17 protein-coding genes and 1 tRNA gene are annotated in these 15022 nt (G+C 71.0%); 2 read left to right on the top strand and 16 right to left on the bottom strand.

Annotated features, from left to right (window positions below):
* Positions 1-713: ribonuclease D (locus MBSD_RS13425; RefSeq protein WP_148667895.1), on the bottom strand; the 713-nt coding region annotated here is incomplete at its 3' end.
* 139 nt (positions 714-852) lie between these two features.
* Between MBSD_RS13425 and MBSD_RS13420 the strand changes: the two genes are divergently transcribed.
* A complete protein-coding gene (locus MBSD_RS13420) occupies positions 853-2751 on the top strand; it encodes an SUMF1/EgtB/PvdO family nonheme iron enzyme (protein ID WP_336603266.1) in 1899 nt (632 codons plus the stop codon).
* Between the two features lie 986 nt (positions 2752-3737).
* Here MBSD_RS13420 and MBSD_RS13415 read toward each other — a convergent pair.
* From MBSD_RS13415 to metX, 11 genes are all read right to left on the bottom strand, one after another.
* Entirely contained in the window at positions 3738-4298 is a 561-nt protein-coding gene (locus tag MBSD_RS13415) for a hypothetical protein (RefSeq protein WP_187300688.1), read from the bottom strand.
* A complete protein-coding gene (locus MBSD_RS15250; protein ID WP_148667894.1) occupies positions 4295-4618 on the bottom strand; it encodes an FDXHR family putative zinc-binding protein in 324 nt (107 codons plus the stop codon). The genes MBSD_RS13415 and MBSD_RS15250 overlap by 4 nt, the downstream gene beginning before the upstream one ends.
* A complete protein-coding gene (locus MBSD_RS15245) occupies positions 4605-4838 on the bottom strand; it encodes a hypothetical protein (RefSeq protein ID WP_148667893.1) in 234 nt (77 codons plus the stop codon). The genes MBSD_RS15250 and MBSD_RS15245 overlap by 14 nt, the downstream gene beginning before the upstream one ends.
* 62 nt (positions 4839-4900) lie before the next feature.
* Positions 4901-5116, bottom strand: coding sequence for a helix-turn-helix transcriptional regulator (locus MBSD_RS13410; protein ID WP_062537809.1), 216 nt, complete (start codon positions 5114-5116; stop codon positions 4901-4903).
* A 91-nt stretch (positions 5117-5207) separates the two neighbouring features.
* Positions 5208-5954 (bottom strand): hypothetical protein, encoded by a 747-nt coding sequence (locus MBSD_RS15240; RefSeq protein WP_148667892.1) that lies wholly within the window; start codon positions 5952-5954, stop codon positions 5208-5210.
* A gap of 95 nt (positions 5955-6049) precedes the next feature.
* Positions 6050-6337 carry a HigA family addiction module antitoxin gene (locus tag MBSD_RS13405; protein WP_062537808.1) on the bottom strand — a complete coding sequence of 96 codons (288 nt, stop codon included), beginning with the start codon at positions 6335-6337 and terminating at the stop codon, positions 6050-6052.
* Positions 6338-6347: 10 nt separating this feature from the next.
* Positions 6348-6626, bottom strand: coding sequence for a type II toxin-antitoxin system RelE/ParE family toxin (locus MBSD_RS13400; protein WP_062537807.1), 279 nt, complete (start codon positions 6624-6626; stop codon positions 6348-6350).
* A gap of 129 nt (positions 6627-6755) precedes the next feature.
* The gene (locus tag MBSD_RS13395) at positions 6756-7979 is read right to left on the bottom strand and encodes a tyrosine-type recombinase/integrase (protein ID WP_062537806.1); all 1224 of its coding nucleotides are present in this window, start codon (positions 7977-7979) and stop codon (positions 6756-6758) included.
* Between the two features lie 198 nt (positions 7980-8177).
* Positions 8178-8264: transfer RNA gene (locus MBSD_RS13390), tRNA-Leu, on the bottom strand.
* A gap of 28 nt (positions 8265-8292) precedes the next feature.
* Positions 8293-8871, bottom strand: coding sequence for a cysteine dioxygenase family protein (locus MBSD_RS13385; protein WP_062537805.1), 579 nt, complete (start codon positions 8869-8871; stop codon positions 8293-8295).
* Positions 8872-8947: 76 nt separating this feature from the next.
* Entirely contained in the window at positions 8948-10048 is a 1101-nt protein-coding gene (metX, locus tag MBSD_RS13380) for a homoserine O-acetyltransferase MetX (protein WP_062537804.1), read from the bottom strand.
* An 85-nt stretch (positions 10049-10133) separates the two neighbouring features.
* Between metX and trmB the strand changes: the two genes are divergently transcribed.
* The gene (gene trmB, locus MBSD_RS13375) at positions 10134-10817 is read left to right on the top strand and encodes a tRNA (guanine(46)-N(7))-methyltransferase TrmB (RefSeq protein WP_062537812.1); all 684 of its coding nucleotides are present in this window, start codon (positions 10134-10136) and stop codon (positions 10815-10817) included.
* A 148-nt stretch (positions 10818-10965) separates the two neighbouring features.
* Here trmB and MBSD_RS13370 read toward each other — a convergent pair whose 3' ends face one another.
* Genes MBSD_RS13370 through MBSD_RS13355 form a run of 4 tightly spaced genes read right to left on the bottom strand, consistent with a single transcriptional unit; the run spans position 10966 to position 14982 of the window.
* On the bottom strand, positions 10966-12033 hold the full coding sequence (locus tag MBSD_RS13370; RefSeq protein ID WP_114693277.1) for a tetratricopeptide repeat protein: 1068 nt from the start codon (positions 12031-12033) through the stop codon (positions 10966-10968).
* Positions 12030-12464, bottom strand: coding sequence for a cytochrome c-type biogenesis protein (locus MBSD_RS13365; RefSeq protein ID WP_062537802.1), 435 nt, complete (start codon positions 12462-12464; stop codon positions 12030-12032). Before MBSD_RS13365 ends, MBSD_RS13370 begins: the two co-directional genes overlap by 4 nt.
* The gene (locus tag MBSD_RS13360; protein WP_062537801.1) at positions 12461-13003 is read right to left on the bottom strand and encodes a DsbE family thiol:disulfide interchange protein; all 543 of its coding nucleotides are present in this window, start codon (positions 13001-13003) and stop codon (positions 12461-12463) included. Before MBSD_RS13360 ends, MBSD_RS13365 begins: the two co-directional genes overlap by 4 nt.
* Positions 13000-14982: a heme lyase CcmF/NrfE family subunit gene (locus MBSD_RS13355; RefSeq protein ID WP_062537800.1), complete on the bottom strand. Its 1983-nt coding sequence runs from the start codon at positions 14980-14982 to the stop codon at positions 13000-13002. The genes MBSD_RS13360 and MBSD_RS13355 overlap by 4 nt, the downstream gene beginning before the upstream one ends.
* Positions 14983-15022 lie beyond the last annotated feature (40 nt).

Here is a 15022-nt window from a genome sequence, read left to right as displayed (position 1 = left end):
GCGCGCGCGCTGGTTTCGCGCCAGCGCAGCACGCGGCGCAGCAGGGCCTGGCGTTCGCGCGGCCAGTCGGCGGCGCTGCGGAACGCGCGCTGCGGCTGCGTGTCGCCTTCGCGGGCACGGCTGCGTTCGACCAGGCGCGCGCAGTCCTCGGCGTGCCAGGCGAGCCGGCCGCGGGCCTCGAGGCGTTTACGCAGCGCCGCGTGCAGGGCGTCGAGGTGATGCACGTCCTGCGCGGCGTATTCGCGTTGCGCCGCGGTCAGCGGGCGTTGCAGCCAGTCCGAGCGCGTCTCGCCCTTGGGCAGTTCGACGCCGGTGACCGCGGCCACCAGCTTCTGGTAGCTGAGTCCGTAGCCCATGCCGGCCATCGCCGCGGCGATCTGCGTGTCGAACAGGCGGATCGGCTCGGCGGGCAGCACGGCGGCCAGCGCTTCCAGATCCTCGCTGGCGCTGTGCATCACGCAGACGGTGGCCGGATCGGCCAGCCGCGCGCGCAGCGCGGGGCCGGGTGCGAATGCCAGCGGATCGACCAGGGCGGCGCGGCCGTCGGCGGCGAGCTGCAGCAACGCGAGCTGCGGATAGAAAGTGCTGCGACGCATGAACTCGGTGTCGAGGCCGAGCGGCGCGCCGGCCGGCAGGCGATCGATGAACGTGGCGAGGGTCGCGTCGTCGGCGATCCAGGCCGTCTGCGCGGCGTGTCCGGTGTCGTGCTGCATGCGCCTCCCGGGCCCGTTGCCCTGTCGCGTGGCTTTGCCTATGGTGAACGCTCCACGATAGCAGCGCCACCGCCCGGACCCAACCATGCCGAGCACCGAAACCGTCCGCCGCCAGCATGCCCTCGGGGGCGCGGCCGGCGTGGCACTGCTCGCTTTCGCGCTGGTGTACCGCTTCTATCCCGACCTGCTGCACCTGCGGCCGGGCGTGCCCGCGCAGGAGCGCGTCGGCGTGACGGGCAGCGCGGCGGCGCCGATGGGCTTCGAGCGGCGGCCGAGCGAGAGCGCGCCGCAGGCGTCGGAGCGCGATGCCGGACCGCCGATCTCGCTGGCGCCGGCGGCGGTGATCGCGCAGCGGCACGCCGCCGCGGCCGCCGGCGCGACGCCCGAGACCGCGTCGACGCCCGAGATCACCCAACTGCTCGCCCGCGCGCGCAAGGCCTACCAGGGCGATCGCCTGGTCGGCCCGGGCGAAGACAGCGCGCTGGCGCTGTACGCGGCGGTGCTGAAGCTCGATCCCGACAACCGCCAGGCCAAGGCGGGTCTCGTCGAGTTGCGCGCGCGCCTGATGGCCGAGGGCGAACAGGCGCTGGCCGCCGGCGACGTCGATGCCGCCGGCGACGTGCTTGCCGCGCTGAAACAGGTGCCGGAAGCCGATGCCGACGCCGCGCTGCTCGACCAGCGCATCAAGGCGCAGCAGCAGGTGCGCCCGCTGCTGGTGCAGGCGGCCGAACTGCTGAAGCAGGGCAAGGCCACGGCGCCGGCCGGCGGCAGCGCCCTCGACCTTTACCGCAAGGCGCTGGCCGCCGATCCGCGGAACGCGGTCGCGCAGCAGGGGCTGGAGCAGATCCAGCGCGGCGTGCTCGACCAGGCGCTGGCGGCGGTCGCCCAGGACGATTTCGCCGGCGCCGACGCCGCGCTGGCGCAGGCGGCGACGATCCTGCCCGGCTCGCAGGCGCTGCAGGATACGCGCGGCCGCGTCGAGGGCATCCGCCGCCAGCGCGCGGAGAGCGTGCTGGCGCAGGCGCGCTCGGCGCTCGACGCCGGCAATCCCGCGCTGGCGCAGCAACTGGCGCGGCAGGCGCTGGACATCAGCCCCGACGTGCCGGGCGTGGACGAGTTCAACGAACGCCTGCGCAACGCGCGCCTGTACGCCAGTTATCGTCCGGGCCAGGTGTTCGCCGACCGTTTCCTCGACACCGCCGGGCAGGGGCCGGCGATGGTGGTGGTGCCGACCGGCAGCTTCCTGATGGGCTCGCCCGACGGCGAACCCGGCCATCGCGCCAGCGAGGGGCCGCAGCACCAGGTCGACGTCGCCAACGGCTTTGCGCTGGGGCGGACGGAGGTGACGGTCGCCCAGTTCCGCGACTTCGTGCGCGCCACCGGCTACGTCACCACCGCCGAACGGCTGGGCGGATCGAGCGTGTACGACGAGTCCAGCGGCACCATGCGCGAATCGCGCCGAGCCACCTGGCAGGACGACTATGCCGGCGAGCGCGCGCGCGACAACGATCCGGTGGTCCACGTCTCCTGGGACGACGCGCAGGCCTACGTGCAGTGGCTGTCGCAGCGCACCGGCAAGCACTACCGCCTGCCCAGCGAGGCCGAGTTCGAATACGCGCTGCGCGCCGGCAGCGTGACGCGCTACTGGTGGGGCGACGGCGCGCCGCGGCGGCCGGTGGAGAACGTCACCGGCGCGGGCGATCGCTCGCCCGCGCATCGCCTGTGGAGCAACGCCTTTCCCGACTACCGCGACGGCTATTGGGGGCCGGCGCCGGTGATGAGCTTCGCCGCCAACCCGTTCGGCCTGTACGACATGGACGGCAACGTGTCGGAGTGGGTCGAGGACTGCTGGCACGACAATTACACGCGCGCGCCCCGCGACGGCAGCGCCTGGGTCAATCCGGGCTGCGAGCGGCGCGTGGTGCGCGGCGGCTCCTGGGGCAGCGATCCCGACCAGGTGCGCTCGGCGTTCCGCCTGTCGGCCTCGGCGGAGACGCGCAGCGGCCGCGTCGGCTTCCGCGTCGCGCGGGATCTCTAGGGCGCCGTCCCGCAAGCAGCGCGAAGTCATTCCGGATGGAATTCGCCGCGCGAGGAGGGGCGGTGGCTGCGCGCGCGCCGGAGCGGGGGACCGTCCGCTCCGGCGCGCCGCCCACGGCACCGAATCGCGGCCACGCGCCGGCCGGCTTCCTGCCGGCAGGCGCTCCCCTGACGCACCGACGCGTGGACGGCGCAAGCATGCGCTGCGCCGCGGCGCGCGGATACCGGGCATTGTCGCCGGCGCGTGTAGGACGATGCCGACACGAAGCGACGCCGCCGGCGGCGGACGGCAGGGTTCGGAAAGGGATTGGGAAGGTGGGCACCGAACAGATGAAGTAAGATCATGATAATAAAAGGCTGGACGAATCGAGTCCGCCCGATCTACTCACAAATCTACTCACAGGCCCGCAGGGTGTCGAGGGTTGCTGGGGGGCCGTCACGCGACGCCGGAAAGCGGGTGGAGGGCGGTTGTCTTGCTGGCCTGTGGATACAGGCGTCCTCGCAGGTTGGGCCGCGTACCTGTCCCTTGCCGCCTCGCGCGCGACTCTGCGCGAACGCACTCAATGGCAGCGTTGGGTGGCCGTGCGCGCGCCGATCAAGTCTTTCTAGCTCAAGCGATCCAGCCGCGTCGCGCGCCTGTAGTCCTCGGCGACCGGAGTTTTCCGGATCAGTCGGCGGCTACGTAGCCCGCGCGCGCGCGTGCAGTCCTGCCCATCGCAATTGGTCGCACTTTGCGATGGCCGGGCGCGGCCTCGCGCGCGCGTACATGCCGGGAAACTCGCTAAGCTCCGCTCGGCGCGATGCTGGGAAGGGTCGCCACGCTCGCTGGCGCGCTGCCCCCTTCGCGCTCGCGCTGCTGCTCCAGCTTGCGGGCCTTTCGCCATGCCTGCCAGTCGGCCACGTCGGCGGCGGTCACAACGGGCTGCCCAGGTGTCCACGTCATCGAATCGGTCCGTTGTTTTCGGTTGTTCCCAAGGTCAACAATGGTCACCGTGCGTGCATCCTTCGCGCTCCCGCTTGGTAGATATCTAGAAGGTGTACGGCTGGCGGGGCAATTGCTGTTGCGTCCGTCGCCGATTGCCCCGATGGCCGGGGCGCTTTGCCCCGCTGGTCGGGGTGGGCGTCGCGTTTTTGCGCATCGCTTGGCTTGGTGTCGTCACCCCGCCACAGGCCGGACGCCACGCGCGTTTCCGATACGTCCAGCTTGCCGCCGCAGTGGTCGATTGGCAGCCACGTGAAGGCGTACAGGCTGCACACGTGCCTGCCGCCTTGCCGGGTCTGCTCGATCATGCCGGCGTCCAGCAGTTCGCGCAGGGCGCTTTGCAGTGTGCCTTTCGACCGCCAGCCGCGACGCTGCATCAGGCTCCACGTCGCGCACTGGTCGCCGTTGTTGTGTCCGCGATACTGCGCGCCCAGGTCCAGCAGCAACGCTTTCGCCTTGTGCGGCAGCGCCCGGAACTTGGGCGAATCCAGCACTTCGGTCGGCAGGCGCAGGAACGTGCCCGATTCGCGCCGCCCCTTGTACTTCGTGCGGTCGCGCGACTTCATGCGTCACCTCCGCGCGAACGCGCCAGGTTCCGCGATCTTGCCGGGGTGCGACGCCTCCCCGGTGGGGTGGTAGCGGGTAGGCCCCCGGACACGGCAAGTCGGCGCCGCCCGGCACCATCCAGCGCGGTTGTGACCCAATAGCCGGCCGCGTTGCGTTGCCAGCCGCGCGCGATCATCTCCGCTTCGGCCAGGCAGCGGCGGCCGATCCCCACGGTCCCGACGCGATGCCGGTCGAACGCACGCACACGGGAAAAATACTCGCCGCATGCCGGGCATTGGCAGCGATTGCCGGTCAGCGGCAGGCGATCACGCGGCTTCATGGTGTGTTCCTTCCGTCATGGCATCGGTCAGCGCGGCGCGCGATGCGTCCAGCAGGTCCGCCGCCTCGACCGCGCCCCATGCCGGGGTATCGGTGGCGAGTGCGTAGCGGTCCAGCGCGGCGCGCGCGGCGTCCACGGCAGTCAAGGCGAGGGATAGCGGCGCGAACGTCTGCGGCGTAGGATGCCTGTCGCCGCCGCCTGCCCAGGTATCGGCACTCATTGAAGCCCCACGTCCGCCAGCGTGGGGTTTCGCATTTTGGGGACTGACAAAACGGCCGGCGTTCATGCCGCCGCCCCTTCATCGCGCGCGGCGATGCGTTCGGCGATCCAGATTTCGATCTCGCGCGAATCCCAGGCGCGCGCGCTGGCGGTCAGCGGGATCGGTCGGGGAAAGCGGCCCTGCGCAATCAGGTCATAGATCGAACTGCGGGAAAGGCCGGTGGTGCGGATGACTTCGGGGAGCCGCAGCAGGCGCGGCGGGGTGGTGGTGCCTTGCATGGCGTGTCGCCTCGGGTATGCCCGGATGCGTCCGGGCGGGCGACTGCGAATACTATGCATGGGGCGCTGTCCAAGCGCCCGGCGTGGACAACTATTTGCTGGGTCGGCGCAGGTGGCGTCGAATCGTGTTCCAGCGCGCCGGATCAATCAACCGCGCTATATCGGATGCGCTTTTGCCCCTGTGCCGCGGCATCGCCCACAGTTTAGCCGCGCGCGCTTTCCACGCCCCGACGTTGTCGCCGGCTTGGCGTTTGCGCTTCTTGTTCGCGTCATCGAACGGTTTGCGTACTTTCGCGCCGGTTTGCGCCATCGGCAGCAATGCCTGTTCTCGCTCAATGCCCCGGCGGCGGTTCTGCATCCACTCCAAATGCCGATAGATGGCGTTCTCGTCGTTCTCCTGCATGGCTGTGCGCAGCCACTCGCGACGAATCATCAATTCGACGCGCGCGCCGCATTGGCCGATGGAATCAAGCCATAGGTCGAAGTCGGGCAGGCTCCAACCTGTGCGAATCATGACCATGACCGCAAACGTTTGTTCGCCGGGATCGTCGCAAACGTAACCGGCACTGGGCGGGTTTTGACTTCCCCATCCGTTGCCTTGAATCTTCCACGCGGGCAATGGATCTTTGTGGGGGTTGAATACCTTCAGGCGGCCGCTTTTGATGCCGTCGATCACTTCCGCTAGCTCGTGCTCTTGCGGTGTCATCTTGTGCCGGGACCGCTCTACGGGTGTACCGGGTGGCAACGGTGCGCCGGGCCGTAGCAATTCGCGCAAGGACTGGATTGCGGTCTCGCGTTCCTGTTCGGGTGTGGGTTTCGGCGCTTTTCGTTTCGCCATGCGCGCCCCTTCCCTGCGCCCTTCAAAGGATCGCCACGGCAACGCGGTGAAGGTGTCCGCGCTTTCGGCCCGTCGGCCTAGCCGTGGCGGTGCGGTCAGCCGGTGGTGCCGGTCGTGATGGGGCGCACCTTGGCGCGGAAGCGGCGCTGCGCCTGCCACATGTCGTAGTTGGCCTGCATCGCGTACCAGCTACCGGGCGACGTGCCCAGCGCGCGCGCAAGGCGCAGGTCCATGTCGGGGCTGATGCCGGCCGCGCCGTTCAGCACGCGCGACAGCGCGACGCGCGTCACGCCCAGCCGCGCGGCGGCATCGGTCACGGTGACGCCTTCCAGCCACTCGCGCAGCACTTCGCCGGGGTGCGGGGGGTTGTGCATGGCGGTCATGGTGTCGTCCTCAGTGGTAGTCCTGATAATCGCCCAGCACGGCGTCGCCGTTCTCGAATGCGAAGGTCAGCCGCCAATGGCTATCGACCCAAACGGCCCAATGGTCGGCCAGCTTCCCTTTCAGCGGATGCAGCCGCCAGCCGGGGGCGTTCATGTCGTGCGGGCCACGCGCCACGTCCAGGCGCGCCAGTTGCAGCCGCAGGCGCTTGCCGTGCTTGGCTTGGATGCCGCTGGTGCTCCCGGTGCGGAAGAACGTCTCGACGCCCTTGTGCCGGAAGCTGCGGATCATGGCTGTAGCGTATAGCGATACGCTACACGGCGCAAGCGGATGCCGCCGGCATGTTGGGTTTTGTCAGGTCGCGGCGGCTGCACGCGGTCGTAGTGCTTTCAGCAGGCGTGCCCGCAAGCTCGGCGACGGTCAGCCTGCCTTGCGCTTGATCGGAGTCACCTTGGCGGGCGTCTCGCGTAGCGCGTCCAGGTAGTCCGCCCAAGCCTGCATCATCTTGCGGCGTTCGGCCATGTACTGCGCGCGGTTGTAGGCAGCACGCACCTTGTTGCGCTCGGCATGCGCTAGCTGGCGCTCGATCACGTCGGGAGGCCAGCCCATTTCGTTGAGCCGCGTGGACGCGAGCGCGCGGAAGCCGTGCGCGCAATGCTCGGCGCTGTCGAAGCCGAGCCGGCGCAGGGCGCTGTTGAGCGTGTTCTCGCTCATCGGCTTGCCGCGCCCCCAGGCGCTCGGGAAAAGATAGCGGCCGCTGCCGGTCAACGGATGCAGTTCGCGCAAGATTGCGACCGCCTGCGGCGCCAGTGGCACCAGGTGCTCCTCGCGGACCTTGGTCTTGGCGGCGGGAATGCGCCAGGTCGGCTCGTGGCCGTCAATGTCGAATTCGGTCCATTCGGCTTGCCGAAGTTCGCCGGGACGCACGAAGGTCAGCGCCGCGAGTTGCAGGGCGCAGCGGGTGGGCAGCAGGCCGGCGTAACCGTCGATGGCCCGCAGCAGGTCGCCCACGCGCGCGGGGTCCGTGATGGCCGCGCGCTTCCTCGGGACGACGGGCGTCAAGGCGCCGCGAAGTGGGGCGGTGGGGTCCGATTCGGCCAGTCCGGCGGCGATGGCGAAGCGCATCACGGCGCCGATCCGCTGTTTGACGCGGTGTGCCGTCTCGTGCCGGCCGTCCGCCTCGACCGCGCGCAGGGCGGCCAGCACCTTGGCCGGTGTGAGTAGATTTACGGGCACTTCCGCCAGGTGTGAGTAGATCAGGCCGAGCAGCCACTCGGCCTTTTCGGCCGTGGCAGGGGCCATCCGCGCGCGCTGGCGGCGCAGCCATTCGTCGGCGACCGCGCGGAACGTGGTCGCTGCGGCGACGGCAGCGGCCTTGCGTTCGGCGCGGCGTGCGGTGGAAGGATCGACCCCCTCGCGTAGCTTGCGGCGGGCCGCGTCGCGCCGCTCCCGCGCTTGCGCCAGGCCGATTTCCGGGTAGGCGCCCAAGCTCACCATCTTGGCCTTGCCGGCGTGCCTATAACGGTAGCGCCACAGGCGCGAACCGTTGGGCGTGACCTCGACGCACAGCCCATCGGCGTCGGCGACGCGGTACAGCGTCGCGCGCGGGCGCAGACTCCGGAGCTTGGTATCGGTCAGCGGCATCGGCGGGCGATCCTGTGAGTAGATCGGGATGGTGCTGCCGCCCCCCGGACGCGATAGGGGCGACCTACTCACGAATCTACTCACAGGCCGAGCCGGCTGCAAGGAGACGCCCTTGGGCGGTCGTGGACAGAAAATCTAGGATTTACGGGGATTTCGGGCGATTCGCCGGACTTGCATGGACGCCCCTGAATCCCCGATTGGTGCCGAAGGTGGGACTCGAACCCACACTCTGTCGCCAGAAACGGATTTTGAGTCCGTCGCGTCTACCGGTTCCGCCACTTCGGCGCGGGGAAGGCGCGCAAGTATGCGCGAATCAGTGCACCTGGTCGAGGGCGAGGCTGCGCTCGCCGCGCTCGTACCAGCGGTCGCCCAACGGGCGGAACACGGAGCAGCAGGTCATGGCGCCGGAGTAGATGTGCAGGCTGACCGCGATGGCGTCGTCGCTGGGATTGCGGATGGCGTGGTACTCGTGCGGCGGGATCAGGCTGCCGGCGGAGCCGGCGCCGGCCTGGATCGCGCCCACCGACTGGAAACGGAAGCGCGGCTCGGCGCGTTCGATGAGTTCGTACTGCGTGATCTCGAGCTGGCCGTGCCAGACGCCCTCCACGCACCACATGCCGGAGTGGTCGTGGATCGGCGTGCCCTGGCCGGGGCCCCACGTCATCGCCACCACGCTGTAGCCGTGGCGTTCGCTGCGGTACAGCTCGCGGCGCGCGTAGTGGTCGCTGCAGGCCTCGAACACGCAGGCGGGCAGTTCGACCTCGCGGTTGCGGATCAGCCGGCACAGCGTCTTGCGCAGCGCGTCGGTGATCTCGGCGGCGGAGCCCTGGTCGACGGCGGCGTCCAGCGCATCGACGAGGGTGCGGCAGCCGGGAAAGTCGAGAGCGAGCATGGCGGGTGCGGATGGTTTGAGCCGGCGCCCATTCTAGCAGCGCCCCCCGCGGCGGCCAGCGACGGCCGCCGCGGATTCAGAGTTTGGCCATGAAGGCGCCGATCGCCGCGCCGAAACGCTCGATGTCGACCAGGAAGGCGTCGTGGCCCTGCGGGGAGTCCAGCGCCACGAAATCGACCTCGGCGCCGGCTTCGCGCAGCCCCATGGCGATCTGCTCCTGCTGCTGCAGCGGGAACAGGATGTCGGTCTCGACGCCTATCACCAGCGCGCGTTCGAGGCGGATGCGGCGCATGCCCTCGGCGATGCTGCCGTGGCCGTACTCGGCGACGTCGAACCAGTCGCTGGCGCGCGACAGGTACAGGTAGCAGTTCGGGTCGAAACTGCGCGCGAACCGACGCGCGTGGCCCTGTAGATACGATTCGATCTGGAACTCGGCGCCGAACGGGTCCTCCTCGCGCTTGTCCGGCTCCAGGCGGATGCGGCCGAAGCGGCCGCTCCATTCGATCGCCGAGCGGTAGGTGATCACGCCGAGCTTGCGCGCGATGTGCATGCCCATTTCGGGATAGTGCGCGTCGTCGTAGCGGCCCTCGTTCCAGTTCGGGTCGAGGCGGATCGCCTCGCGCTGCAGCGAGCGGATCGCGATGGCGAACGGCTGCGCCTGCGGCGCGGTGGAGATGCTGACATGCGCGCGCACGCTGCCCGGATGGTGCAGCATGTAGCCGAGCGCGCTCATGCCGCCCATCGAGCAGCCGACCAGGCAGGCCAGGCGCTCGATGCCCAGCCCGCGCGCCAGTTCGTAGGCGGCGTTGCCGACGTCCTCGAGGGTCAGCTCGGGGAAATCGAGGCGATAGGGTTCGCCGGTCGCGGGATCGATCGAGGCGGGACCGGTGGAACCCTTGCAGCTGCCCAGCGAATTGACGCAGACGACGAAGAACCGGTCGGTGTCGATCGCCTTGCCGGGACCGACGATGCCTTCCCACCAGCCGGGGCTCGGATCCTCGGCGTTGGACGCGGCATGCGCGCCCGGCGAGAGGCCGGTGAGAATCAGCACGGCGTTGTCGCGCGCCGCGCTCGGCGTGCCCCAAGTCTCGTAGGCGAGCCGCGCGCCGCGCAGTTCGCCGCCGCGCTTCATGCGGAACGGCGAGGGCAGGTCGAAATATCGCCGGGCGTCGGCCATGCGGTGTCCGTGAAAGGCGGCGCAGGGGCGCCGGTCAAAGCGGCAACTATACTGAAAGCCCCGCGGTCGCCGCCAAGCCGTGCCGATGTTCGCCAACTCCCGCGTGGTCGCCAGTGCGCAGCAGGCGCCGCATGCGCGGCTCGAGGCGCGCGTGCGCCGCCATCTCGACGTTCCGTGGCGGCGGCCGCCGGCGGCGCACAACGTGCGCGCCTTCGAGGCGCTGCGCGCGCGCATCGCGGACGCGCCGTGCCCGCTGGTGCTGGACGCCGGCTGCGGCACCGGCGCGTCCACGCTGCGGCTGGCCGAGCGGCATCGCGACTGCTGGGTGATCGGCGTCGACAAGTCGGCGGCGCGGCTGGCGGTCGGCGCGCGCCTGCTCGCGGCGGCCGACGCGCCGGCGAACGCGCTGCTGCTGCGCGCCGAGCTGGGCGATCTCTGGCGGCTGATGCGCGACGCCGGCTGGCGCCTGCATCGGCATTACCTGCTTTACCCCAATCCGTGGCCGAAACCGGCGCAGCTCGCGCGGCGCTGGCACGCGCACCCGGCGTTCGCCGCGCTTTCGGCGCTGGGCGGCACGCTGGAGCTGCGCTGCAACTGGCGCGTCTATGCCGACGAATTCGCGTCGGCGCTGCGCCTCGCCGGCGCGGATGCGCGAGCGGAAGCATTCATTCCCGCCGATCCGCTCACGCCGTTCGAGCGCAAGTACGCCGCCTCGGGCCACGCGTTGTGGCGCGTCCGCGCGCGGCTCGATGCGGACGGCGCGGGGTAGGCGTCCGCGCACAGGCGACCTCTGCGCCGCGTGTTCAAGACGCTTGTCGCATGGTCGGTCGCCAGCATGCTCGCTGCGACGACGTCGCGCGCGGCGTCGTCGCAGGCGCCCGCGCGCAGGCGACGGATCTCCGCTGCGTGCGGGAACCTCAGGGCCGCGCGCGGTCGATCAGCAACGCCACCGGCGTGCGCGTCTTCACGTCCACCTGCGCCGGCTCGGCCTCCAGGTCGCCGGCCTGCGGCGTCGCCTGGCCGCTTTTCGAGATGCGCGCGGCGACCAGCACCTGCGGCACCGACGACAGCGTGAGCTGCGGCACCATGCCCATGCCGTCGGTCAGCGTGACCGTGGCCGGCAGGTCGGCGGCGCGCAGCCGGGCGACGGCGAGCGGCATCGGCGGGCCGGACGGCGCGTGCGCGTAGACGAACAGCGTGTCGTCGGGCGCCACCTTCGATGCCAGGGCGGGATCGAGGCGCACTTGCACGGTCAGGCGCGGACCGGCGGCCGCGGCGGCGGCGGTGATCCGTGCGGCGGCGCGCTCGGCCTCGGCTTCCGGCTTGCCGGCCGCGCGCGCCTCGGCCAGCGCGATCTGACCGGCGACCGCGCTCGCGACCTTGGAGCCGGCCGGCAGCAGCGGCTGCAGGCGCTTCCAGGTCGCCGCCGCGTCGGCGAAGCGGCCGGCCTGGAACTCGCCGATGCCGAGCAGCCACAGGCCGCGCTGGTGATTCGGTTCGGCGGCGACCGCGCGGCGCAGCAGCGCCAGCGTCTCGCCCTCGATGCGATGATCCGGCCGCGCCAGCGAATCGGTCTCGGCGTAGGCCACCATCACGTCGGGGTTGTCGGGCGCCAGCTTCAGCGCGTGGGCGAAGGCGTCGCGCGCGTCGGCGGGGCGCTGCATCGACGCATAGGCCTGGCCGAGCAGCAGCCAGCCTTGGAGGTCGTCGGGCGTCTGTTCCAGCTTGGCGCGCAGCGAGGCGACCGCATCGTCGAGATTCATCGGCGCCGGGCGGTAGGCGGCGGGATCGAGCGCGCGCGGCGTGCCGACCAGCGCGTACAGGCCGAGCGTCGCCGCCGGCAGCACGAGCGCCAGCGCGAGGCCCAGGATGAACGGGCCGCGGGCGCGCCCGGCGGCGCGCCCGCGGCGCAGCAGCGGCAGCAGTACGAAGGCGAGCGCGACGGCGATCATCGCCGCCGCGGCGATCAGGAACACGGGCGTCACCATTCTTCCTCCGCGGCCGGCGCTTCCGCGGGGCCGCTCCCGGCGCGACGGCGCACGGTCAGCACGACCGCCGCCGCGCCGATCGCCAGCACCAGCGCAGGCCCGAACCACAGCAGCAGCGTGGACGTCTTCAGCGGCGGGTCGTACAGCACGAAGTCGGAGTAGCGTGCGACCAAGTACTGCTTGATCTCCGCATCCGACTTGCCCTGCTGCATCAGCTGGAACACCTCGTGGCGCAGGTCCCTGGCGAGATCGGCGTTGGAGTCGTTCAGGCTCTCGTTCTGGCAGACCAGGCAGCGCAGCTCGCTGGTCAGCTTCTGGAAGCGCTCGCGCTGCTGCGCGTCCTTGAACGGCAGCGGGTCGATGGCGAAGGCCGGGGCGCAGGCCAGCAGCGCGGCCAGCGCGAGGCCGATGCGCGCCGCGCGCTTCACGGCGCGCCTCCGCTCAGCGCGCGCACGCGCGGCTCGATCTGCTCGGCGAGCACCTGCGGCGTCAGCGCGCCGATGCGCTTGTAACGGATCACGCCCTGCGCGTCGATCAGGAAGGTTTCCGGCGCGCCGTACACGCCGAAGTCGATCGCCGTGCGGCCGTCGCGGTCGGCCAGGATCAGGCCGTAGGGATTGCCGAACTGCGCCAGCCAGCGTTGCGCATCGGCCGGATCGTCCTTGTAGTTGTAGCCGACCAGGGCGATGCCGAGCCTCTGCGCCTCCGCCATCAGCACCGGGTGTTCGTCGCGGCAGGCGAAGCACCAGCTGGCGAACACGTTCAGCAGGTAGGGCTTGCCCAGCATCGCCGCCTTGCTGACGCGCCGCGCCGGGTCGCCCAGCACCGGCAGGTCGAACGCCGGCGCCGGCTTGCCGATCAGCGGCGAGGGCACTTCGCGCGGATCGTGGCGCTGGTTCCACCAGATGCCGAAGCCGAACAGGCCGACCAGGGCGAGGAAGATGGCGAGCGGCAGCGCGCGGCTCATGCGGCGGACTCCGCCGGCACGGGCGCCGGTGTCGCGGCGGCAGGCGCCGGCTGCGGCGCGCGCTTCGCGCGGAAGCGGCGGTCGGCGGCGGCGACGAAGCCGCCCACCATCATCAGCAGGCCGCCGGCCCAGATCCAGCGCACGAACGGCTTGTCGTACACGCGCAGCGCCCACGCGCCGCCGTCGCCGAGCGGCTCGCCCAGCGCGACGTAGAGATCGCGCACGGCGCCGGGGCGGATCGCCGCCTCGGTCTGCACCTGGCCGCGCTCGTAGGTGCGCTTCTGCGGATGCAGCACGGTCACCGGCCGGCCGTGGTCGAACACGCTGACCGTGCCCTGCTGCGCCAGCCAGTTGGGGCCCTTCACTTCCCGCACGCCGTCGTAGCGGAAATCGAACCCGCCGACGCGCACGGATTCGCCCGGCGCCAGACGCACGTCGCGCTCGACGCTGAGCGCGGTGGTCAGCAGCGCGCCGGCGACGAACACGCCGATGCCGGCGTGCGCCAGCAGCATGCCGAGCAGCTCGGCCGGATAGCGGCGGCCGGCCGGCGCCTCGCGCCAGCGCTTGCGCGCGTAGGCGATCACCCCCGCCAGCACCCACACCGCGGCCACCCAGCCGAGCAGCGCGCGGAATTCGTGCGCGCCGCGCCAGGCGAGGAAACCGAGCGTGCCGCCCAGCGCGACCGCGGCGATCGCGGCGATGCGCAGCACGCGCGCCAGTTCGCCGGCGTCGGCGCGGCCCCAGCGCGCGAACGGGCCGAACGGCAGCAGGAACAGCGCCGGCGCCATCAGCAGCATGAACAGGAAGCCGAAATAGGGCGGGCCCACCGAGATGCGGCCGAGGTTCAGCGCCTCGCCGATCAACGGATACAGCGTGCCCAGCAGCACCATCGCCGCGCTGGCGACCAGCATCAGGTTGGCGATCAGGATCAGCGTCTCGCGCGACAGCGTGGCGAATGCCTTGCCGGCGGCGACCTTGGGCGCGCGCAGCGCGTAGATCAGCAGCGAACCGCCGACCACCGCGGTGAGGAAGCCGAGGATGAAGATGCCGCGGCGCGGATCGCTGGCGAAGGCGTGCACCGAGGTCAGCACGCCCGAGCGCACCAGGAAGGTGCCGAGCAGCGACAGCGCGAAGGCGAAGATCGCCAGCAGCAGCGTCCACGCGCGCAGCGTGCCGCGCTTCTCGGTGACCGCCTGCGCGTGGATCAGCGCAGCGCCGACCAGCCACGGCATGAACGAGGCGTTCTCCACCGGATCCCAGAACCACCAGCCGCCCCAGCCGAGTTCGGCATACGCCCACCAGCTGCCGATCACGATGCCGAGCGTGAGGAAGCCCCAGGCGACGTTGGTCCACGGCCGCGACCAGCGCACCCAGGCGTTGTCGAGCTCGCCGCCGAGCAGGCCGGCGATGGCCATGGCGAAGGCGATCGAAAAACCGACGTAGCCCATGTACAGCATCGGCGGATGCGAAATCATCCCCGGATCCTGCAGCAGCGGGTTGAGGTCGGCGCCGTCGGCCGGCATCGGCAGCAGCCGCGTGAACGGATTCGAGGTGAGCAGGATGAACAGCAGGAAGCCGACGCTGACGAAGCCGAGCACGCCGAGCGCGCGCGCCGCGAACGGTTCCGGCAGGTGGCGGCTGCGCGCGGCGAAGGCGACCGTCCAGAAGTTCAGGATCAGGATCCACAGCAGCAGCGAACCTTCGTGCGCGCCCCACACCGCGACGAAGCGGTAGTACCAGGGCAGCGCCAGGTTGGCGTTGTCGGCGACGTAGGCGACGGAGAAGTCGAAGCCGAGGAAGGCGTAGGCGAGCACGCTGAACGCCAGCGCCACGAATACCGCCTGGCCGGCCGCCGCCGGCCGCGCCACCGCCATCAGCGCGGCGTTGCCGCGCCAGGCGCCGAGCAGCGGCAGCGCACACTGCGCCAGCGCCAGCAGCAGGGCCAGGATCAGCGCGAGCTGGCCGAGTTCGGGGATCATGGTGCGCGGGACTCGGCTGCAAAGCGAAGCATGCGGCTAC

Origin of the sequence: Mizugakiibacter sediminis (assembly GCF_000953855.2) — a bacterium.
GTDB classification, from domain to species: Bacteria; Pseudomonadota; Gammaproteobacteria; order Xanthomonadales; family Rhodanobacteraceae; genus Mizugakiibacter; species Mizugakiibacter sediminis.
This window is presented reverse-complemented; position numbering and strand designations above follow the sequence as displayed.

Excerpts from the sequence above, each read along its gene's own strand:
- MBSD_RS13415 (WP_187300688.1), bottom strand. The coding sequence starts at position 4,298 with ATGAAGTCGCGCGACCGCACGAAGTACAAGGGGCGGCGCGAATCGGGC.
- MBSD_RS15250 (WP_148667894.1), bottom strand. The coding sequence starts at position 4,618 with ATGAAGCCGCGTGATCGCCTGCCGCTGACCGGCAATCGCTGCCAATGC.
- MBSD_RS15245 (WP_148667893.1), bottom strand. The coding sequence starts at position 4,838 with ATGAGTGCCGATACCTGGGCAGGCGGCGGCGACAGGCATCCTACGCCG.
- MBSD_RS13410 (WP_062537809.1), bottom strand. The coding sequence starts at position 5,116 with ATGCAAGGCACCACCACCCCGCCGCGCCTGCTGCGGCTCCCCGAAGTC.
- MBSD_RS15240 (WP_148667892.1), bottom strand. The coding sequence starts at position 5,954 with ATGGCGAAACGAAAAGCGCCGAAACCCACACCCGAACAGGAACGCGAG.
- MBSD_RS13405 (WP_062537808.1), bottom strand. The coding sequence starts at position 6,337 with ATGACCGCCATGCACAACCCCCCGCACCCCGGCGAAGTGCTGCGCGAG.
- MBSD_RS13400 (WP_062537807.1), bottom strand. The coding sequence starts at position 6,626 with ATGATCCGCAGCTTCCGGCACAAGGGCGTCGAGACGTTCTTCCGCACC.
- MBSD_RS13395 (WP_062537806.1), bottom strand. The coding sequence starts at position 7,979 with ATGCCGCTGACCGATACCAAGCTCCGGAGTCTGCGCCCGCGCGCGACG.
- MBSD_RS13385 (WP_062537805.1), bottom strand. The coding sequence starts at position 8,871 with ATGCTCGCTCTCGACTTTCCCGGCTGCCGCACCCTCGTCGATGCGCTG.
- metX (WP_062537804.1), bottom strand. The coding sequence starts at position 10,048 with ATGGCCGACGCCCGGCGATATTTCGACCTGCCCTCGCCGTTCCGCATG.
- trmB (WP_062537812.1), top strand. The coding sequence starts at position 10,134 with ATGTTCGCCAACTCCCGCGTGGTCGCCAGTGCGCAGCAGGCGCCGCAT.
- MBSD_RS13360 (WP_062537801.1), bottom strand. The coding sequence starts at position 13,003 with ATGAGCCGCGCGCTGCCGCTCGCCATCTTCCTCGCCCTGGTCGGCCTG.
- MBSD_RS13355 (WP_062537800.1), bottom strand. The coding sequence starts at position 14,982 with ATGATCCCCGAACTCGGCCAGCTCGCGCTGATCCTGGCCCTGCTGCTG.